Here is a 21,553-nt window from a genome sequence, read left to right as displayed (position 1 = left end):
AAGCGGCTTTAAAAGCTGATCCCCGTCAGGGCGATTATGCTTTTTTCTCTTCAGATGAAGTTGAAGAGGTGTTCTCGCCGTTTTGCGCGTCTTTAAATTCTTTAACGCCTTTTCCTAAGCCTCTCATTAGTTCAGGGATTTTTTTACCGCCGAATAATAAAAGTATCGCAATGATGATCAGAATAATTTCTGGTGCGCCTAATCCACCCATGATTTTAAGTTTTTATGTAATGATTAATATTGTACTATGATTTGTATTCTTCTTTTTCGGTATCCACATGGTTACCGGCAGGAGTTTTTTCCAGGTTGATATGACTTTCTTTTTCGTGCTCAACCGGGGTATTTACGTGGTAATCGCTAATAGCGATGGTGTTTGGAACGGTATTTTCAACTACCGGCTTCTCGTATTCGGCAGCGGTATTTTCAGGCGCTTCGGAAGCTTTCTCTTCTATAGCAGGAACCTCTGTTTTTATTTCCGGCTTTTTTTCTTCGTAGTTGTTGATCTGGTTATTGATCTCGCGTTTTACATCTTCAGATGCATCTTTAAAATCGCGGAGGCCTTTGCCTAAACTGCGTGCAAGACCGGGCAATTTTTCGCCCCCAAATAGCATCAATGCTGCAAAAAGTATCAGTACCATCTCGCCCGTACCAATATTCAAAAATAACAAAACTGAACTTAACATAGCATTCTGTTTAAGGATACAAATATATACAATTAAATTTTCTTATAACTCAAAACTAATTAGTTAGAGGCTATCCACAACTTAGGGTTAACTGGTTCTTTACCCTTATAGATCTCAAAATGCACCTCGGTTTCACCGCTCGATGGGTCTGTTGCTACCACACCTATCGGCTGTTTGGTAGTAACTTTTTGCCCCCTTGCCACACTTACCGATCGCAGGTTACTATAAACCGTAAAGTACTCACCATGTACAATCACCACAAGGTATGTACCGCTAATATCCATTACTTTTACAACCGTACCATCAAACACCGAGCGTACTGTAGCGCCCGCATTTGTACGGATATCTAAACCATTGCTTTCGCTCCTGATACCCTCTGGTGTGGTATAAATACCAAACCCTTGTGTAATGATACCATTTGTTACGGGCCATGGTAAACTGCCCCTACTACCTAAAAAGCTGTTTGAAAGCCTTGCCGCTTCAGGCGTGGCATTCAATATGCTTGATGTGCTGCGTGTCGCGGCAGGTTTTGCAACTGGGGTTGAAATAGTTGGAGCCGGCTTATTTTCAGCTTTGGCTTTTGCCGCTGCTAACCTTGCCGCTTCCTCTGCCCTACGGCGTTCTTCCTCTTCTGCTCTGCGCCTTGCTTCCTCAATCTCCCTGCGGATCGCGTCTTTAATAGCGCTGTTAGTTTTAGCTATCTTGGCCTGCAGGTCCTTTTGTTGTTTTTTCAGGATCCCTTCATGCTGCGACAGGTCGCTCACTACTTTAACCTGGTTGTTACGCTCGTTACCCAGCGTTTCTTTTTCTTTTTGCTGATCTTTTAACAGGTTGGTTTTCTCATTTTTGGTTTTATCCAACTCGTTGATCTTAACATGCAGTTCTTTTTGTGTACCCTGTATCGAAGCTGCCTGGCGCTCACGATAGGTACCGAACTGCTGCAAATATTTTAAACGCTTGTAGGCCTGGTTAAAATCTTTCGATGCAAACAGGAACATCAGTTTATTGTACGCGCTTTGGTTGCGGTACGCAAACAGGATCATAGCGCCGTATTCTTTTTTAAGCTGATCCAGTTGCGATTGCAAACTGCGTACGTTGTTATTGCTCTCGTAAATCTGGTTATCCAGGTTCCTTACTTCCGAGTTGATGTTCTCTATTTTTTCCTGCCGTAGGTTTATCTGCGCTTTTAATAAGCTTAGTTGTTTTAAGCTTGCTTTTTTATTACTCAATGTTTCCTGGTAGTCTTCATTAAGCTGTTCAAGTTCCTTGTTCAGCTTATCACGACGGCGTTTTAACTCATCGCTGCTTGTAGACTGCGCCCGAACGTTAACCGCTGCCAGTACCAATAGTAAAAAGAAAACCGCTTTTAATACCTTCATCCAACAAACATATTAATTATTTACCTGGCTCGTACCCATCAGGTATACTGAATGGATAATTTTGTTCAACTTCAAAATCGGCCTTAGTGTAATGCAAATTAACCTGTATTTTTTTATCTTTTACTACCGATGCTATATCTATTTGCGATGGCAGCACCCTGTTTGTTGCCTGTATAAACGTATTATTGGTTACCTGTAATGATTGTGCCTGGCTCTGGTTATCCAAATTTGTTTGTGTAACCTTATTATCCGGACCTAAAATCAGCTTATAAACCAAATCATTAAGCGTACCGCTTAAGGTTGTATTGCCCTCCGCATGTACTATTGTTGCCTGTTCATTTACCAACTCGGGCACCGCGTTGCCTATCAGCAATGACTCAAGCGTTTTATAGTTAACCTGTTTACTTGCATACGTATATATATAGCTGAACGGTTTTTTAATATACACCCCTTGCAGGCGGTTAACTATCATAATGCTATCCGGCGTGATCAGCGCACGGGCAGCCTCAATGCCTAATACCGCTGTGATAGAAACCCAGATCTTTTTATCCTTCGCTATCCTCACATTCAGCGTAACATCATTACTGTTGTTGTTGATGCTAAGCTTGGTTTTGGCCCTGCCGGCAAAGGTTGTAAAGTTAACCTGGCTTGCCCTTATGGCAGCCAGCTTACTTGCTACATCATTATTTACCTTCGCCGTCGAATCGGCTTTGCGGGTAACCAGTACCTGTTTGCGCGCCTTACAGCTCACCAGTATAAGCAGGGAGCAAGCTATAAGTAAACTATTCGCTATATTTTTTTTCATTTATTTTACGATCTAAGGCCGGTGTTTTACCACCAAAACTTTTTGCTTTTTTCCAGTTTGTTACGGCTCCGTCTATATCTCCCACAAAAAACAAAATATCGCCGTAATGTTCGTACTTCACCGAACTATTATCTTTATCATGCGCTAAAGCTTTCTCCATCCAGGTTTTAGCTTGTGGATATTTCTTTTGCATAAACAGGATCCATGCATAAGTATCTTCAAACGATGCCGTGTTAGGTTGCAACTCGTTAGATCGGGCCGACATTTGCGCCGCCTTTTCCAGTTGCTCATTCCTTAACGATAAATAATAAGCATAATTGTTTAAAGTAAATGCATTATCCGGATTGTAGGTCAGCGCTTTTTCGTAACTCTCGTCAGAAGCTTTAATATTCTTAAGCTCGTGATAGCAATCGCCCAATAATGAAAAACTTAACGAAAGTAATTCCTTATCCTGAAGTTCTAATGAAGTAGCGTTTTTTAAGTAACCAACAGCCTTGCCGTTATCCTTTTTTTGCGCCCAGGCCACACCTACCAAATAATTCATCCAGGCCTGGTTAGGGAATAAGGATAGCGCGTTCTCGCCATCTTTTATGGCAGCATCCAGGTCATTATCGCCCAGTTCCAACCTCACCAGTTGTTCCTGCACGTTATAAACCTGATCATTAAGCTGCATTGATTTTTTCAATACCGGGCGGGCTTCCTTATACTTGGCGTTTTGCAGCAGCATATCGCCATAGATGGCATAAGCCCTTGCATCGCTTGGGTGAGCTACAGTAAGGATCCTGCTTAGTTCAAGCGCGCTGGCTTTGGCATTAGCTTCGGGAAATTTGGGGAAATAGCCCGATATAATATTAACCTTTTGATCTATACTAACATCAGGTATGGCGAAACCTAAAGTAAGTTCGTTAAAACTGGCCTCGTTGTTTTTTTTACCACGATAGATATCGGCTAAAGCAAAATGTACCATGCCATTGCGTGGATCGAGCTTTTCGGCCTGGAGTAATATTTTAAGCGCCTTATCTGTAAAACCGTTCGAGTTATAGATCTCGCCTAATGCTAAATAATAACGGATCTCGTTAGGGTTAGCGGCTATCTGCTTTTCCAGATCAGTGGCGGCCTGATCAACTTTGCCTTGTTTAAGGAATATTTTTTGCCTGTTGGCTAAAATATCATCGCTTGTGCCATCCTTTTTTTCCAGTTCATCATACACTTTCAACGCGTCGTCATACCGTTTTAAAATGGTATAGGCGTTGGCTTTATCAAAGTAATATTCGGATTTATCGGGATTAAGCCTGATCAGTTGGTTAAAAACATTTTCCAGCTTATCAATGGTATTGGTTTTCTCGTAGGTATCGGCCAATGAGGCCCAGTACCATTCATTATCTTTATTAATAGATACGGCCTGCTCCAACAGCGGTTGCGCGCCGGTATAGTCGTTTTGCTGGCGTTTTAAATTGGCAAGTTCGTAAAGCGAGGCATCGTTTGAGGGATCGGTTTGTACGATGCGCTCAAACATTTCGGTAGCCAGCTTATAGTTCTCGATAGTTTTTTCACGCAGGGCCGAAAAAAACAATTGCTTCACCATCAGGCTATCCTGATAGCTCATGGGTTTACCCTGAATGCTTACCGAAGTGCTACCAGTGTTTTTTTTATGCTGAGCATGGGAGGAAAGAGGCAGGATGGCAAGAGTCAAGAAGCAAGAAGCCACAATCTGAACAGAAAACATTCGGGTTCTCCGCTCACTGCTCAAGTTTAAATTATTGGTTCTTCTTCTCATTTATCTTGCTTCCTGATTCTACGAGTCTTGCTTCTATTTTTTATTTCTTGTTTCCTGATTCTTGAAATCTCGCTTCTACTTTCTTGCTTCCTGATTCTAAAAGTCTTGCTTCTACTTCCCTATCGTTTAAAGATAGCGTTTAACTCCTTGCGCTCAAAGTAATACGCTCCGGCCGCAAATAACAGTAAAAGCCCATTACCAACAAATATATTACGTTTAAATACCGTAAACGACAGGAAAACAAACACTCCGGCGACAATTATATACGCCAGGTTCTTTTTTAAGTTGTACGGGATAGGATAATTTTTTTGTCCCCAGATGTATGATAACACCATCATCACGGCATAAGCCGCGAATGAGATCCAGGCCGAAGCCATATAGCTGTATTTAGGGATCAGCATCCAGTTTAGTAAAATGGTGAGCACCGCTCCGATACCTGAAATATAGAGGCCATATTTAGTTTGATCGGATAGCTTATACCATACCGATAAATTCATGTAAATACCCAAACTCAGGTAGCCAAATAGCAACGGCGGCACAACGCCCAAACCTTGCCAAAACGGATTATGAACTATATGATTTTTTACTTCGTGGGTTTCTTTACCCACTATAAAAGTAGCGAGGATATTGATATTGGCCACAAGCCCAACACATATCACGGCAACCATAATTACAAAGTAATTCATGATGCGGGCATAGGTATCGCCAGCGTTTTTATTTTTTGAGTGACTGAAAAAGAAAGGTTCGGCACCCAGCTTGAACGCGTTCACAAACAAGCTTAAAAACAAAGAAATTTTTGCGCACGTGCCATAAATACCAACATCAGTATCGGCAATACCGGCTGGCAGGATATGCTTCAGCATCACCTTGTCTAACGATTCGTTAATGATGTATGAGATATTGGCCACCAGCACCGGCCAACTGTACAGAAACATTTCGCTGTACATGGCCGAGTCAAATTTCAGCCTCAGCTGCAGTACCTCGGGTAGCAATAATAATATGGTAAGCCCGCTGGCTATCGCGTTAGCTAAAAACACATAACCCACCCAGCCATGCCTGTACCAGCTATGCATCCAGTCGCCGCCCGGCAAATGATGACTGATAATAAACGGCACTCCGAACAGAAAAAACAAGTTAAGGATCATTACCAATGCTATGTTTGAACATTTGATAACAGCGTATTTCATTGGTCGCCCCTCAGCTCTTAACTTGGCGAAAGGCATCACGCAAAACGCGTCGAGAACAAGGATAACCAGGAAGCACTTTACGTAAAAAGTATAATCGGCATGGTCTTTAACCACTCCGGCCTGCATGTAGGTAACAATAGGATCCAAAAAAAACAGACCGAAAACCAAAAACACCAACGATACAGCTATTACAACACCAAAAGCATTGTTGTAAACCTGCTGCTTATTGTCTTCGCGTTTTTGCAAATACCTGAAATAGGTGGTCTCCATACCAAACGCCAGTATATTGTTGATAATGGAGGCGCTGCCGTAAACCGTTGTGAAAACGCCATTAGCTCCTACCGTTAGGGTACGGGTATAAATAGGCGTTAAAATAAAATAGATCATCCGGGAGATAATGGTACTTAGACCATAGATGGCGGTTTGCCCGGCAAATTTTTTTATTGTAGACAATGGGATATTTAATTTTAGTTGGCAGTATTAATTATGAGCGCCTTTTAACAACCTCAAAATTACGATAGTTTTTCAATTCGCCTTCATGACTTTCAACAGCGGTTACTTCGGCATCCTGCGGGCCTTCTTCGCACCACTCCATAAACATTTCGAGGGTTGCCTGATCAGATTCGGCCTCGATATATACATCACCGTTAGGTTCGTTCAATACAATACCGCGCACACCCAGCTGATCGGCAACGGCTTTGGTAGCTTTACGGTAAAAAACGCCTTGTACTTTGCCTTTAACAGTAATATCCAGATGTTTGATCATTAGCCTGATGGTATTATTTATTGTTTGATGTGTTGATATTGCAAAGTTAACTTTTTTCCTGCTAAGCAACCTGTTTAAACATACATGCGTAATGATTACAAAGCGCGCTTAACAATATTAGTTGATTGATAGTATATTAAAAATCTATTTTATGAAAAAACTCATTTTACCGGCAGTGATTGTTTTATTCACAAGCCTATCAGCATTTGCCTTTTTTGCCAACTGGAAAGTTAAAGCCGATGCAGCCGAAGTAACTTTTGAAGGGCACAGGGTTAGCGGATCATTCACCGGATTAAAGGCGGAGATCGTTTTTGATAAGGACCATCCCGAAGCTGCCAAAATTTCGGCAACTATTGATGTTACCACCGCCTCTACCGGCTTTTTTATTAAAACCAGCCATGTTAAGTCGGCATTAGGTGCAGATGATTATCCAACCATCAAATTCGAATCGACCTCGGTTGCTAAAAGCGGTAGCGGTTATATAGCTAATGGAAAATTAACCATGAAAGGCAAAACCAATCCCGAAGCCATTCACTTTACTTTTGATGAAAAAGGCAGCGAAGGCACTTTTAAAGGCGACTTTAAAGTGGTACCTGCTAAGTATGGCATTGACAGGAACGGTACCCCGCCCGAGGTTACTATACATTTGAGTGTGCCGGTGAGTAAAGGATAATTTTACACGAATGCTTGTGTTGCAGATGATAATTTAAACGAATTACACGAATGCTAATTCAACAAAATCCAAATCTGACGCGTGTTTGCTTTAGCATAACCTGTGGTAATTTTATTAAAAAAGGGCTTCCGAAAATCCGGAAGCCCTTTTGTTTTTTCTTACAAATAATTCGTGTAATTCGATTTAATTCTTAAAAATCAGTGTCGATTATATCAATTTCTTAACGGCTGTTTCCGGAGTTATTTTAAAACCATCCAAACCGGTTATGAGGTTGAGTCCCGGTGTTTTTCCGGGTGCTAAAGTTCCTTTTTCATCATCGATACCCAAATATTCGGCACCGTTGCGTGTAGCCCATTCTGTTAGGCGGGGAAGACCTATGGATGGGAATTTTTGTTGGATTGCCTGCATTTCGCTCAAAATAGAGAGCTTGCTGTTTGAGGCCAGGCTATCGGTACCTAAGGTTATATTAAAGCCTTGATCAACAAACAAGTCGATTTTCGGTAAACGGCCTTCAATGTATAAATTGGCGTTAGGGCAAAAGCACCAGTTTATTTTTTTATCAAAGCGTTTTATAAAGTAAATATCTTTAAGGTTGGTGCAGGTATTATGTACTAGCAAAACTTTCTGTTTACTGCTTAGCAGCGGAATAATGGATTGTACCGAGTTACGGGCCTGCGGCTTGAAATAGGATATATCCATTCCAAAATGATCATACAGATCTAAAAACGCGCCCAATTTATAGCGGTAAAATTTATTCTCATCCTCGCACTCCTGGTTATGGATGCTTAACAAGTTATCATCGGGCCCGTCGCTGTATTTTTTTATTAGTTTAAATAGCTCCTTCGATACCGAATATGGGGCGTGCGGCGTTATAGAGCATGCACCAGGTTTAAACTCGCTCTGTAGGGCCTGAGCCTTTTCAAATATTTCGGTTGCACGTTCGGGTAAAAAACCAAAAGTTTCGATAAAAGTATGATAGTACAGCTTGCTTTGCTTTTTCATGGCAACACTGTTGTTGGTATTGGAGATATCTCCAACGGCAACAATGCCGTTATCATACATTTCCTGGTCGGCTTTGGCTATGGCATCCAATACCTCTTGTTGGTCGGTATTCCGCAGGGATTGAACATCTTTTATAAAATTAACCAGTCCGCCGCGGGGCTTTACCCTGTCTTTTAAGTGCGAAAGTTCGGTATGGCAGTGGGTATTAATAAATCCGGGGGTAATAATACCGCTAACTTGCTGTATAGGCCCGCTGGGGGGCTTATTACTTTCGGTAACGGCAATGATCTTCCCCTGATCATCAACGGTGACAATTCCATTTTTAATAGGATCGGCATAAATAGGAAAAACGTAATCGGCTCTAAAACTTTTCATCAAAATGTAAACTTGGTATCGTAACGCATAACGTTTTTCAAAAGACTTCTCTTGCAAATAAACACAATTAACTTTTAGTTATTGTTTTTTATCTAATCAAAAATAATGACTTTAAAAAAAGATAGATTTTTTTAAATTTAAGTACTTTTGCACTGTGAACAATACAAATGGTAAAATAGACATCCGCAGCCTGAGCCTGAGTGCTTTACAGGAGCATTTTATCCGTATGGATGAAAAGGCCTTTAGGGCGAAACAGGTGTATGAATGGCTTTGGAAAAAATCTTGCTTTTCTTTCAACGAGATGAGCAATATATCAAAAGAACTGCGCGCTAAACTGGATGTCAATTTTACAATCAACAACGTTAAAATTAATTCCTCACAGGTTAGTGCTGATAAAACTATAAAAAATTCTTTTATTTTACACGATAACCATTTAATTGAGGGTGTTTTAATTCCAACTCCCGGTCGCATGACGGCCTGTGTATCATCACAAGTGGGTTGCAGCCTTACCTGCAAATTTTGCGCTACCGGCTACATGGAGCGCAAACGTAACCTCAACCCCGATGAAATTTACGATCAGGTTGTGCTGATCGATAAACAGGCGCGTGAAAACTACGGTCAACCGCTTTCAAATATTGTTTACATGGGCATGGGCGAGCCATTGCTTAACTATGCCAATATGATGAAATCGATAGAGTACATCACATCCGAAGAAGGCCTTAATATGGCCGCCAAACGGATCACCGTTTCTACTGCCGGCATCGCCAAAATGATCAAAAAATTGGGCGACGACGACGTTAAGTTCAACCTGGCATTATCACTTCACGCCGCTAACGACGAAAAGCGAAATACCATTATGCCCATCAACGAGCAAAACTCGTTAAAAGCACTGGCCGAGGCTTTGAAGTATTATTACGCAAAAACCAAGAACCCGGTTACTTACGAATATATTATTTTCGACGGCGTAAACGATAACATACAGGATGCCATTGAGTTAGCTAAATTCTGTAAGCACCTGCCCTGCAAGGTTAATATTATTGAATATAACCCCATTGCTTTTGCCAGCTATATCAATGCAGGCGAGGATAAGGTAGAGGCATTCGCCGCCTATCTTACCAAACAAGGTATCAATACCCACCTGCGCCGCAGCCGTGGTAAAGATATTGATGCCGCCTGCGGCCAATTAGCCATTAAAGAAAAAGGAAAACTGGCCGAAGTTTAAAAAATCCATCTTAAATTGAGGCCATGAATTTGCTGCGCACTTACCTGGCCGATTTTGTTTCCCTACTATTCCCTGAGCTTTGCTTGGCCTGCGAAGCCAGTTTGGTTGCTGGCGAGCACATCTTATGCAGCGATTGTCGCTTTAACCTGCCATTCACCAACTTTCACCAACAGCCCGACAATATTGTAGCCCGCCAGTTTTGGGGTAAGATCAATGTAGAGGCCGCATACGCTCTGTATTATTTTCAGAAAGGTGGCAAGGTGCAACACCTGATGCATAATTTTAAATATAACGGCATGCAGCAAATTGGCAACTTGCTGGGCAATATCGCGGGTGGGCAATTGCTCAATAATCCAATTTTAAAAACTGTTGATGTAATTATTCCTGTGCCCCTGCACAAAAAGCGTTTGCGCGAGCGTGGTTACAATCAAAGTACCTGCTTTGCCGATGGACTGGCCGAAAAATTAAATGCTGTTGTTGATGATGAAAATTTAATTAGAACGGTAGCTACAAAAACCCAAACGCATAAATCGCGCTTTGCAAGGTTTGAGAATATGCAGCATGTTTTTGAGGTAAAAAATCCACAGTTGCTTGAGGGCAAGCACGTTTTGTTGGTGGATGATATTGTTACCACCGGATCGACTTTGGAGGCCTGCGGGGTGGAATTATTGAAAGTACCGGGGTTGAAGTTGAGTATTGCTACTATTGCTTATGCAGAGTAGAAGGTTTGATATATTGATCCACATGTACCTTGTGCGCAACGGCCTTTTAATTCCCTCCCTCGGGAGGGGCGCGGCTGGATAGTGTTGTGGCAGGGAGGGGTTTATGCAACTTGCTATAAGATATGCAAGGCGATGAAACCCCTCCCTACACCCTCCCAGGGGAGGGAATCGCACAAGCCCTTGCTTTTTTAATAAATGATTGGTAAAAACTAACCTCTAATCACTAAGAAACTACTGTTGCTGATATCTGCTCAGCTTCTCATATAAAACCCTCGGATCGAATGGTTTAAGGATGTAATCATCCATACCGGCACCGTTAATTTCGCCCATTTGGTTGCTTAACATCGATGCGGTAAGTGCTATGATTGGCAATTGTTTAAAGTAAGGATCTGTTTTAGAACGGATGATGCTGGTAGCTTCCAGGCCGCCCATTTCGGGCATGTGGATATCCATTAGTACTACGTTGTAGTTGCGGTTAGCTTCTACCTTTTCAACGGCTTCGATTCCGTTCTCAGCGAAATCGGCATTGGCACCCCATTTTTTTAATATTTTATTGATAAGCAGGCGATTGATCTGGTTGTCGTCAACTACTAAAACATTTATTTTCAGTCCTTCTTCCACGTTGTTGTTTTTGCTGTTTAATTGGTTATCCCCTTTTTTAAAGCCGATGGTAAACCAAAACGTTGATCCCTGCCCGGGCATGCTATCTACGTTTATCCTCGAATCGTGCAATTCAATAAGGCGCTTACTAATGGCTAAACCCAAACCTGTACCACCATATTTACGTGTGGTATCGGCCTCGGCTTGTTTAAACTGTTCAAATATGGTGCCCAATTTGTTAGCAGCAATGCCAATGCCTGTATCAATAACAGCAAAGCGGATGCGTAAATCATGCTCGCTTTCCTGTATCACCTTTAAATCGATGGTTACGCCGCCTTTTTCGGTAAACTTAACCGCGTTGCCAAGCAAGTTCAACAGTATCTGGATCAACCTCGTCCTATCGCCTAAAATGGTTTTAGGCACGGCCTCATCTATGCAGTGGCTAATATATATATTTTTTTCGGTGGCCTTATATTGCATCGAGCTGGTGATGCTTTGAACAATATCCCGCAGATCAACCCGCCTCTTTTCAAGCTCAACATTCCCGGTTTCTATTTTGGTAAAGTCCAGCACATCATTGATCAGCGTCATCAGGTTTTCGGCCGAGAATTTCAGAACGTTCAGGTTTTCCTTCTGGGTTTCGAGCGGATTATCCTCGGCCAGCAGGTGCGACATACCTATCACCGCATTAAGCGGCGTACGGATCTCGTGGCTCATCACCGAAATAAACATATCCTTCGCCCTGCTTAGTTGCAATGCCTCTTCGCGGGTATTAATGAGTTCTATCTCGGCTTTCTTTTTAGATGTGATATCGATAATTACTTCGATGTATTTATCAACCTCACCTTTGCTATTCAATATCACCGAATTGATCACCGAGATCCAAAGCGGTTGCCTGTCCTTACGATAAACCAGTAGATCAACTTCAAATGATTGTTTTTGCTCGGATAGTTCGCGGGCTTTTTGAATGATAGATACATCGGTCAGCTCACCTTTCAGCACATCGCCAAGGTGGTTGTTTTGCACATCGGCCAAACTATAACCGGTAACCTGCTCAAAAGCTTTGTTTACCCATTCAACCTTACCATCGCTATTGTTAATGACTACACTGCTTGCTGTGCTGCTTGCTACCAACGAAAGTAGCGTAAGCTGATCTTCGGTCTTTTTACGTTGGGTGATATCAACCATTACCCCAATCTGCCGTTCTACCTGCCCGGTTTCGTTAAGTAACGGACTGTTTGACAGGAATGCCCATAAAGGCGTTTTATCTTTTTTATAGATCTTGATCTCTACCTCGTATGATCGCTTTTCTTCAACAGCCTTTACGGCAGATTTAAATACCTCCAGATCACTATCCTCACCTAACAACATCGTACCAAAAGCCCTACCCTTCATTTCGGTAAGGGTATAGCCGGTTATACTTTCAAGCGCTTCGTTCATCCACACCACCTTACCTTCGGCATCGCGGATCAGGATGCCGCTTGGCGATTTGCGGGCGGCAAACGATAAGATCTCCACCTCCTGCTCGGCCAACTTACGTTTGGTGATATCAATAATTACCCGGATAGATTTATCTACGCTTCCATCAGCATGATAAAGCAATGAGTTCATTACCGAGATCCATTTTGGCGAGCCATCTTTAGCGTTAAAAAACAACTCAACCTCGTACGATCTTTTATCGCGGATAGCAACATCCAGTTTTTCGATCGCATCGGCATTCACCGGTTTGCCTTTTATTACCTCGGGCAAGCGACGTTGCTTAACATCGGCAAAGGTATAGCCCGTTATATTTTCGAAGGCATCATTTGTCCACATTATCTCGTCATCAGCGTTGCTGATCACTACACCATTGCTCACCTTGCTGGCCACCAGCGAAAGTTGTTCTATCTCCTGAGCTACCTGTTTTTGATAGGTGATATCGCGCCCGCTGGCAAACCATTTATCATCCTTAAAAGTAACCGACCAGCTGATCCACCTGCTCTCCTCGCCCGCGGTAATTACCGGAGTTTCAATTTCAAATTTGCGTTGCTGTTTAGCTATCCCTTTTTTTAGGGTTGATAATGACCGCTCCCGCTCCTCAACCGGAAAAAACTCCCAGATGGCTTTGCCCTTAACTTCGTTAGGTGTATATCCCAAAACAGATTTCACCACACGATTAATATGCCCTATTTTAAAATCCCTATCCATAATGCAATGGATATCGGGCGAGCTATCAAAAAGATCATGAAATTCTTTATATCCGGCGAGGCTTTGCTCCAGTTCAAGCTTTTGCTTGCGGAGTATCAAATGCGACATTACTTCGCCGGCGAGGGTTTGCAGGGCATCCCTTTGCTCGGCAGTGAGCTTGCGGGGCTTCATATCGATAACGCAAAGCGAACCTAAACGGTGCCCGTCCGGATCGATAAGCGGCGCGCCGGCGTAAAAACGCACACCCATAGCATTTGCTGTAGGATTGTCTTTAAACTCCTCGTCCAGCAGCGAATCGGAGATTTCGGTAAGTTCGTCGGAAAGGATGGTGCGGTTGCAAAAAGCGTCGGCGCGGGAGTTACCTTCCGCGTCGACGCCGTATGTAGATTTGTACCATTGTCTGTCGGCATCCAGCAAAGAGATGAGCGCCACAGGCACCTGGCATATATAGGAGGCCAGCCGGGTAATGGCATCGTACTCCTTTTCGGGCAAGCTATCCAACACCCTGTACGATTGCAGGGCGGCTAAACGTTTGGTTTCGGCATTGGGGGGAGCTTGCCTTTCTGTCATTTTTTACTATTCCGTATCCTTTTCCTTATACAAAGGAAAATCTTCCATTAATTTATGGACTTTTTTACGGACTTTCTTGATAGAATGTTCATTTTCAGGGTCAGAAATCACCGCATCTATCAATTCAACTATCTCATCCATGTGTTTTTCCTTCAAACCACGGGTTGTAATAGCGGCAGTACCCACACGGATACCCGAAGTTACAAACGGTGATTTATCATCAAAAGGCACCATGTTTTTGTTAGCGGTGATATCGGCAGCAACTAAAGCGTTCTCGGCAGCTTTACCGGTGATATTTTTGTTGCGCAGGTCGATCAGCATCAGGTGATTATCTGTACCGCCAGAGATCAATTGGTAACCGCGTTTTACAAATGCTTCGGCCATTGCTTCGGCATTCTTTTTAACCTGTACAATATATTTCATGTAGCCATCGCTCAAAGCCTCGCCAAAAGCAATAGCTTTAGCAGCGATGATATGCTCTAACGGACCACCTTGTGTACCTGGGAACACTGCCATATCCAATAATGACGACATCATCCTGATCTCGCCTTTTGGAGTTTTAAGGCCCCATGGGTTTTCAAAATCTTTACCCATCATGATCATACCGCCACGTGGGCCACGCAATGTTTTGTGGGTAGTGGTAGATACGATATGGCAATGCGGAAGCGGATCGTTCAGTAAGCCGCGGGCGATAAAGCCTGCAGGGTGAGCGATATCGGCCAGTACCAAAGCACCAACTTCATCAGCCACTTTGCGGATAAACTCATAATCCCAATCGCGTGAATAAGCCGAAGCACCACAGATAATCAGTTTTGGTTTTTCGCGCAGGGCAACTTCTTTTAATTGCTCATAATCAACACGGCCGGTTTCTTTGTTCACCCCGTAAAAATGAGGCTCATACAATTTACCAGAAAAGTTAACAGGCGAACCATGGGTTAAGTGACCACCATGCGAAAGATCGAAACCTAATATTTTATCGCCCGGCTGAAGCACGGCAAGCAAAACCGCCGCGTTGGCCTGTGCACCAGAGTGAGGTTGTACGTTAACCCACTCGGCGTTGAACAGTTGCTTGGCACGCTCAATAGCAATGGTTTCAATTTCGTCAACCACCTGGCAGCCGCCATAATAGCGTTTGCCCGGTAAACCTTCGGCATATTTGTTGGTAGCTACCGAACCAGCAGCTTCCATAACCTGCCTGCTTACAAAATTCTCAGATGCTATCAGCTCGATGCCTTCTTCCTGGCGTTGCTGCTCTTCATCCAATAACTTAAATATCAGTTTGTCTCTTTTCATTGTATGGTTTTAACGGCGCAAAGTTAGCTAAAAAGATACATTTTGACTACGGATTTTGTAGGGGATATACAAGTTTTAAGCAAACCTAATTTTATTTGCTACAGAGCGCTTTACAGCGAATAAAACAACAATTATCCAAGCCATTTCCCATCTATTTACTCACTCCTCAAACTTTTAACCGGGTTAGCAAACGCCGCCTTAATAGTTTGCAAAACAATCAAAACAGCTGTAACAGCCGTAAGCACCAATATCGACAACACAAATGGCGACAATGACATATCGATACGATACACATAATCATTAAGCCACTTTTGCATAATTACATAAGCCAGCGGGCAGGCTATTAAACCGGCTATGATCACCACGCCTAAAAAATCTTTTAAAAATAGGCCGGTGATACCTGTAACAGATGAGCCGAGTACCTTGCGGATGCCGATCTCTTTGGTACGTTTCTGGATGCTTAATGATATTAATCCTAATACGCCAAGCAGTACAATGATCACCGCTAAAACCGCGGCTATGTAAGCGGCTTTTTTCAATTGCAGTTCGGTAGTGTAAAGTTTTGTGAGGGCATCATCCATAAAGTGATATTCGAAAGGGGCGTTGGGGATAAGTTCGGCCCATTTCTTTTGGACCGCGCTTAGGTTTTGTTGCATATCGCCCGCCTTTAGCTTGAACGAGAAGTAGCGATAAGCGGTATAATAATTAACGGTTACAAATATTACCGGCTTGATCCGTTCGTGCAGTGAGCCAAAATGAAAATCGGCAGTGACGCCGCCAATGGTATAAGGGATGGCAATGTTTCCCTGCTGTATTATTATTTTTTGGCCAATAGCATCATCCGGGCGGCTAAAGCCCAAGGCTTTTGATTGCGTTTCGTTAATGGCCACCAATGTTGAATCCGCTGCTTTGTAAACCGGTTTAAAAAAGGAGCCGGCTTTTAACGGGATATTATAAGTTTCGGCATAGTGGTTATCGTCCATTAAAATTTGTGCAGCAACCGCTTGCGCCAAAGTAGATCCCTGCCTGTACACAGGAGAGTTTACACCATTGGCCCCATCCGGGATCTCGAACGAAAGCGACACACTGCTCACCTGCGGCAATTGCGCCATTTGTTCACGAATGGCCTCCATTTTATTTACACCCGCGGTCGACCAATCTCGCGGCAACTGCGAGTACACGATATAATCTTTACTATAGCCCAGGTTGTTGCCGAAAAACAAACTGATCTGTTTTGAAACAATAATTGCCCCAATAAACACCACGGCTGCCGTAGTGAACTGAAATGCCACAAGTGCCTTCCTGAAAAACACCCGTTCCTTTACCGCGGTTAGTTTACCTTTTATAGCATCAACCGAGCGCAAGGCAGATAGCACCAAAGCCGGATATATACCCGCAAGCCCTCCTACCAGCAGCACAAACGCCAGCAAAACCGGGATAACGTAAATAGGAAAAGCAAACAGCCCTGCAATTTCTCTACCTAAAACACTACTGAAATATGGCCTTGCCAGCAGGTAAATAATTATGGCAAATAATGTTGCAAAAAGTACCATCAATACCGATTCAACCAAAAACTGCCAGATGAGTTGTTTGCGTAAACCGCCAAGTACTTTGCGTACCCCCATTTCTTTCATCCGACCTGAAGAGCGGCCAATGCAGATATTTACAAAATTGATCACCGCCATCAATAAAATAAACAACGCGATGGCCGACAGCGTAATGATCATCTTTTTAACCACGCCGCCCTCGGCAGCAAGGTTATAATCCTTCAGCGAAACAAGGTATGGGGTAAGATCTTTCGCCACCTGCGGAATGGCATTTTTTACCAGCAATTCTTGCATTGCCCTTTCAACCGCTTTCGGATCAACTCCTTTTTGCAGTTCGATATAATTTACCCATTGCGGGTTGTTCCAGTTATTAACCGTGAAATTCCAGAAGGTATTTGAGCTTTGCCCAAAGAAAAAATCAGAGTTATTGCTCTCGTTTAAATTAGTGACCGAGTTTTTGGGCAGCTGTTGCAAAACACCGGTAATAGCAAAATCATGCTTATTACCATTAAAGTTTTGAAAGTTGAGCGCCTGCCCTACAACATCTGTTTTACCAAAATATTTTAACGCCATACGTTCGGTTATCACAACCGATAGCGGACCGTTCAATGCCGTTGTCGCATCACCTTGCAATAGTTTAAAGCCGTACATATGCAGCAATGTACTATCGCCAAACTGCATGCTTTCCCTGAAACTTTTTTCGCCTTTGCTTACTATGGATGTTATCCCGTTAAAACTATAGTAGTTGGCAACAAGGTTCGGATAGTTTGCCTTGAGTGCTTTAGGCAAAGCATCAACAGATGCAATATCCGCTCCCTGGTTAGCATCACGCCATTTGCTTAGAATGATATATTGGTCATCAGCATTTTTAAGTTCATGATTTATGCGGAGTTCGCCCCAAACATAAGCACCGATAAGCAGCGTAAAGGCTATACCTACAGAAAGGCCAAAAATGTTGATAATTGAAAAAGCTTTGTTTTTCCAGAGGTTACGCCAGGCTATTTTAAAGTAAGATTTCAGCATCGGTTACAGGATTTACACAAAAATGCAATTCAATAACCGATAAGCGCTCTAACTAAATGTTAAATAATGTTATTATTAGAGATTAAACGTTAAAAAAACTTACCGCTGCCCGATCTTTATCTTTTTTAACCAGGCCTCAATTTCACCACGCGCCTGTTTTTCACGGTCGCCCTGCATTACAAAATAAACGCCATCGCGTTCAACGCCACCTTTTGTGGTAAAGCCGTCCAACACATTACTGTTTGGACATAGCTCCTTAACAGTATCAAAAGTGCTGCCTATACCATAACCCGCATTGGTATTAAATGGCACTATGGTTTTACCGCTCAAATTATATTGCTTTAAAAAGCTTTTAACAGGCGGCGGCAACTTCATTCCCCAGGTAGGGAAGCCAATAAACACCATATCATATTGATCAATGCTGTCAATTTTGGTTTTCAACGGCGGCAAATAGCCTGTTTCGTTTTCTTTTGCAACCTGCTGTACAATGGCCTGGTAATTTTCGGGATATGGCTTTTCGAGTTCGAGCGCGACCAGCTTACCTCCTACCTTTTCATGTATAATAGTGGCTATCGCTTTGGTATTATTAGTGCGCGACAAATACACAATCAAGATCTTTTTTGGAGATTTGGGCTGCGCGCTTGTACAGGCCGATGTACCGCAGAAGATTGCTATTAGCAAAATAAAGCACACGTTTTTCATAGACTTAGTTTTTATTGCTTGATCTCGGTCTTCATTTTAACCGGCCTTAACAACTGCGAAAAGGTGAGCGACCCCATTGTCCATTTGCCGTTTTCTTTAATGTAAACTTCGGTAACCATAAATGAGTGCACAACCTCATTGCCGCCAACTACTGCCAGCAGGTCGATATCATTTAAAAGGATAGCGGTGTTACCGAAAACTTTTATTGAGGTAGAGTAAACCTCCGCCTTTTTATACCAGATGCCTCCGGATTTAATTACGTTGAGTTCCTGTTGCTTCCCCCAGCTTCCGCCCATGTGTACAAACACACATTTTTCGTTAAAAAGTACACTTAGCGAATCCACATTTTTATCGGCCATCCAGGTCCATTTGTTTTTTGAAAGATCGATGACCTGTTGCTCTGCTTTGGTGGCTGCAGCCGGTGATGTGGTTTGTGCGCGCGAAAATTGAACCCCGGCTATAAACATAACCAGTGCGATAATTGATATTTTCATGATTTTGCAGGATTAATTAGTGTGATAATTATTTTGCGCTGTTATATTCCGCATCGGTTACCCTTTGCAACCATTGGGTTTTATTGGTTGCGCCATTAGTGCTTACCGCTATGTAGGTAAATGTTGATTTAGGCGATGCCCCATGCCAGTGCGCTACGCCGGGAACGCATTTGATCACATCACCTTGATGAACTACCTGGATAGGTTTACCTTTTTCCTGGTAATAGCCTATACCCTCGGTAACCATCAGGATTTGCCCGGCTGGGTGGATATGCCAATCAAGCTTGGCACCCGGCGCAAAGGTGGCCGTAGCTATATTACAATCAATTACGCTATCAGCCTTGTTCAACTCTCTTAACCAAACATCACCGGTATGGTTATTGGTTTTTGAGATTTCGCCTTTGGTGAAAACGGCGGTACTTTGCGCCATTGCCCTGGTTGAGGTTAGTGCTCCTAACAGCACCATTACATACAATACTCGTTTCATATTTTGCAGGTTTAATTATTCAATTTTCTTTCGCCAAGCCATTTTACCATTGCCGGGGCGCGGTGGTCAAAAAAGCTGCTGGCTTTGGTATCTAATGTTTTAATTGCTTCCATGTCGGCGGCACTCAGTTCAAAATCAAAAATGTTGATATTCTCTGCCATCCGTTCTTTTCGCACCGATTTGGGAATAGCGACAACGCCCCTTTGGGTAAGCCAGCGGAGGATCACCTGGGCGATGGATTTATTGTATTTGGTAGCAATGGACTGCAGCAGTTCGTTGCTAAAAATGTTGTTTTTACCTTCGGCAAACGGCCCCCACGATTCTATCTGCACTTTATTATCCACCATAAATTGTTGCGCATCGTTTTGCTGATGAAAAGGATGGGTTTCAACCTGGTTCACTGCCGGAACTATTTCATTATGGATGATCAGATCGATCAACCTATCGGGATGAAAATTACTTACGCCTATAGCCCTTGCTTTTCCTTCTTTATACAACTCTTCCATCGCACGCCATTCGCCATAAACATCGCCATATGGCTGATGGATGAGGTATAGATCGAGATAATCCAACTGTAGCTTTTTCAGTGAATTTTCAAAAGCTTTTTTTGCTCCCGCATACCCATCCGATTGGATCCAAAGCTTAGTAGTTATAAACAATTCTTCGCGGGCAACACCACTCGTTTTAATAGCTTTGCCAACAGCTTCTTCATTCATATATGATTCGGCCGTATCAATTAGCCTGTAACCGGTTTCAATGGCATCCCTAACACTTCTTTCACACTCGGCCAAATCTGTTACCTGGAAAACTCCAAACCCCAGCACCGGCATTTCAACACCATTATTTAATTTAACTGTTTGCATAACTTTTGTTTAACATCACAAAGTTGGTGTGTTTTAACCACCCTGATAGGATACGGATTACGGATGTTTCTACCATTATTACTGATAGCGTTTGCCTAATTACCAACACGTTGATTATTAGCGTAAATTTGAATCAAAACAAAGTAGATATGGATAACATGCGGCGCTTCAACACCATCAGCGAATACAACGCTTTCAATAAAAATGAAACTAAACACCCTTTGGTTAGTGTGGTCGATCTGTCGAAAGCCGATCCGAGATCAGGCTCGCGCATGTATTTTGGTTTTTATATTGTGTTTTTAAAAGATGTTAAATGCGGCGATATGGTGTATGGCCGGAACACTTACGATTATCAGGAAGGCACATTAGTGTTGCTTGCGCCGGGACAAGTTGCAGGTATAAACAGCAATAACGAAATCTATCAACCCAAAGGCAATGCATTGGCATTCCATCCCGACCTGTTGCACGGAACCTCCCTTGGCAAACGGATCCAGGAGTACTCGTTTTTTGGTTATCAATCTAACGAGGCCCTCCATCTATCTGAAAAGGAGAGGAACATTGTTTTGGATTGCTTTTCGAAAATAGATTACGAACTGGAGCGCAATGTGGATAAGCACAGTAAACGGTTAATTATTGCCAACATCGAACTATTTTTAGATTACAGCGCCCGCTTTTACGACCGCCAATTCATTACCCGCGATCATGTGCACCAGGGTGTTTTAGAAAAATTTGAGAACCTGTTGAATGATTATTTTCGATCAGATAAACCGCAAGACATAGGCTTACCTTCCGTAGCCTGGTGTGCAGAACAGTTACACCTATCCCCTAATTACTTTGGCGACCTTGTAAAAAAGGAAACCGGCAAAACAGCGCAGGAGTATATCCAGGTTAAGCTAATAGATATGGCCAAAGAAAAGATCTTCGACGGCAACAAAACAATCAACCAGGTGGCTTACGAACTGGGATTTAAATACCCTCAGCATTTTGCACGGTTATTCAAAAAAAAGGTGGGGCAATCGCCACTTGAATACCGTTCATTGAATTAAGCAGAAACTAATAAATTTCACTCGCGATATGCGAAAAGGCATCACCAATATGAGATTGGTGATTTAGTTGATTACCTTATGGTAACGGTGTTCCGGGGTGAGATCCGGGACACTTTTTTAATTAGCCTAAAGCTGAAAGCTCAAAGCTTC

19 protein-coding genes are annotated in these 21,553 nt (G+C 42.8%); 4 read left to right on the top strand and 15 right to left on the bottom strand.

Features of this window, described 5'->3' with window-relative positions; genetic code table 11:
• Window positions 1-34 precede the first annotated feature (34 nt).
• The 7 genes from tatA to AAFN85_RS24375 form a co-directional block, all read right to left on the bottom strand.
• The gene (gene tatA, locus AAFN85_RS24405) at window positions 35-211 is read right to left on the bottom strand and encodes a twin-arginine translocase TatA/TatE family subunit (RefSeq protein ID WP_347530362.1); all 177 of its coding nucleotides are present in this window, start codon (window positions 209-211) and stop codon (window positions 35-37) included.
• A gap of 34 nt (window positions 212-245) precedes the next feature.
• Entirely contained in the window at window positions 246-683 is a 438-nt protein-coding gene (locus AAFN85_RS24400) for a twin-arginine translocase TatA/TatE family subunit (RefSeq protein WP_347530361.1), read from the bottom strand.
• Between the two features lie 59 nt (window positions 684-742).
• The gene (locus tag AAFN85_RS24395; RefSeq protein ID WP_347530360.1) at window positions 743-2,062 is read right to left on the bottom strand and encodes a peptidoglycan DD-metalloendopeptidase family protein; all 1,320 of its coding nucleotides are present in this window, start codon (window positions 2,060-2,062) and stop codon (window positions 743-745) included.
• Between the two features lie 16 nt (window positions 2,063-2,078).
• Complete coding sequence (locus AAFN85_RS24390) at window positions 2,079-2,867, bottom strand: DUF4292 domain-containing protein (RefSeq protein WP_347530359.1); 789 nt, start codon at window positions 2,865-2,867, stop codon at window positions 2,079-2,081.
• The gene (locus tag AAFN85_RS24385; RefSeq protein ID WP_347530358.1) at window positions 2,845-4,473 is read right to left on the bottom strand and encodes a tetratricopeptide repeat protein; all 1,629 of its coding nucleotides are present in this window, start codon (window positions 4,471-4,473) and stop codon (window positions 2,845-2,847) included. The genes AAFN85_RS24390 and AAFN85_RS24385 overlap by 23 nt, the downstream gene beginning before the upstream one ends.
• Before the next feature lie 290 nt (window positions 4,474-4,763).
• Window positions 4,764-6,284, bottom strand: a complete 1,521-nt coding sequence (locus tag AAFN85_RS24380) for a polysaccharide biosynthesis C-terminal domain-containing protein (RefSeq protein WP_347530357.1) — start codon at window positions 6,282-6,284, stop codon at window positions 4,764-4,766.
• Between the two features lie 31 nt (window positions 6,285-6,315).
• Complete coding sequence (locus AAFN85_RS24375; protein WP_347530356.1) at window positions 6,316-6,597, bottom strand: acylphosphatase; 282 nt, start codon at window positions 6,595-6,597, stop codon at window positions 6,316-6,318.
• Window positions 6,598-6,748: 151 nt separating this feature from the next.
• On the opposite strand from AAFN85_RS24375, the gene AAFN85_RS24370 reads away from it, so the two are divergent.
• Window positions 6,749-7,270 (top strand): YceI family protein, encoded by a 522-nt coding sequence (locus AAFN85_RS24370; protein WP_347530354.1) that lies wholly within the window; start codon window positions 6,749-6,751, stop codon window positions 7,268-7,270.
• A gap of 207 nt (window positions 7,271-7,477) precedes the next feature.
• Here AAFN85_RS24370 and AAFN85_RS24365 read toward each other — a convergent pair whose 3' ends face one another.
• Window positions 7,478-8,647, bottom strand: coding sequence for an amidohydrolase family protein (locus tag AAFN85_RS24365; protein WP_347530352.1), 1,170 nt, complete (start codon window positions 8,645-8,647; stop codon window positions 7,478-7,480).
• 154 nt (window positions 8,648-8,801) lie between these two features.
• Between AAFN85_RS24365 and rlmN the strand changes: the two genes are divergently transcribed.
• Both rlmN and AAFN85_RS24355 read left to right on the top strand, forming a co-directional pair.
• Window positions 8,802-9,869, top strand: a complete 1,068-nt coding sequence (gene rlmN / locus AAFN85_RS24360; protein ID WP_347530350.1) for a 23S rRNA (adenine(2503)-C(2))-methyltransferase RlmN — start codon at window positions 8,802-8,804, stop codon at window positions 9,867-9,869.
• A 23-nt stretch (window positions 9,870-9,892) separates the two neighbouring features.
• Window positions 9,893-10,591 (top strand): phosphoribosyltransferase family protein, encoded by a 699-nt coding sequence (locus AAFN85_RS24355; RefSeq protein ID WP_347530349.1) that lies wholly within the window; start codon window positions 9,893-9,895, stop codon window positions 10,589-10,591.
• A gap of 231 nt (window positions 10,592-10,822) precedes the next feature.
• On the opposite strand, the gene AAFN85_RS24350 is transcribed toward AAFN85_RS24355, so the two are convergent.
• The 7 genes from AAFN85_RS24350 to AAFN85_RS24320 all read right to left on the bottom strand — a co-directional run bounded on the left by AAFN85_RS24350 (window position 10,823) and on the right by AAFN85_RS24320 (window position 20,357).
• Window positions 10,823-13,948: a PAS domain-containing protein gene (locus tag AAFN85_RS24350; protein WP_347530347.1), complete on the bottom strand. Its 3,126-nt coding sequence runs from the start codon at window positions 13,946-13,948 to the stop codon at window positions 10,823-10,825.
• A gap of 6 nt (window positions 13,949-13,954) precedes the next feature.
• Entirely contained in the window at window positions 13,955-15,241 is a 1,287-nt protein-coding gene (gene glyA, locus AAFN85_RS24345; protein WP_347530346.1) for a serine hydroxymethyltransferase, read from the bottom strand.
• 155 nt (window positions 15,242-15,396) lie between these two features.
• Complete coding sequence (locus tag AAFN85_RS24340; RefSeq protein WP_347530345.1) at window positions 15,397-17,811, bottom strand: ABC transporter permease; 2,415 nt, start codon at window positions 17,809-17,811, stop codon at window positions 15,397-15,399.
• Between the two features lie 99 nt (window positions 17,812-17,910).
• A complete protein-coding gene (locus AAFN85_RS24335; protein ID WP_347530344.1) occupies window positions 17,911-18,513 on the bottom strand; it encodes a flavodoxin in 603 nt (200 codons plus the stop codon).
• An 11-nt stretch (window positions 18,514-18,524) separates the two neighbouring features.
• Window positions 18,525-19,007: a nuclear transport factor 2 family protein gene (locus AAFN85_RS24330; RefSeq protein ID WP_347530343.1), complete on the bottom strand. Its 483-nt coding sequence runs from the start codon at window positions 19,005-19,007 to the stop codon at window positions 18,525-18,527.
• A gap of 28 nt (window positions 19,008-19,035) precedes the next feature.
• On the bottom strand, window positions 19,036-19,494 hold the full coding sequence (locus AAFN85_RS24325; protein WP_347530342.1) for a cupin domain-containing protein: 459 nt from the start codon (window positions 19,492-19,494) through the stop codon (window positions 19,036-19,038).
• A gap of 11 nt (window positions 19,495-19,505) precedes the next feature.
• Entirely contained in the window at window positions 19,506-20,357 is an 852-nt protein-coding gene (locus tag AAFN85_RS24320; protein ID WP_347530341.1) for an aldo/keto reductase, read from the bottom strand.
• Between the two features lie 149 nt (window positions 20,358-20,506).
• On the opposite strand from AAFN85_RS24320, the gene AAFN85_RS24315 reads away from it, so the two are divergent.
• Complete coding sequence (locus tag AAFN85_RS24315; protein ID WP_347530339.1) at window positions 20,507-21,403, top strand: helix-turn-helix transcriptional regulator; 897 nt, start codon at window positions 20,507-20,509, stop codon at window positions 21,401-21,403.
• Window positions 21,404-21,553 lie beyond the last annotated feature (150 nt).

This window comes from Mucilaginibacter sp. CAU 1740 (assembly GCF_039839285.1).
In the GTDB taxonomy this organism is placed as follows: Bacteria; Bacteroidota; Bacteroidia; order Sphingobacteriales; family Sphingobacteriaceae; genus Mucilaginibacter.
Note: the sequence above shows the minus strand (reverse complement) of the source record. Positions and strands in the feature narration are given on the sequence as shown.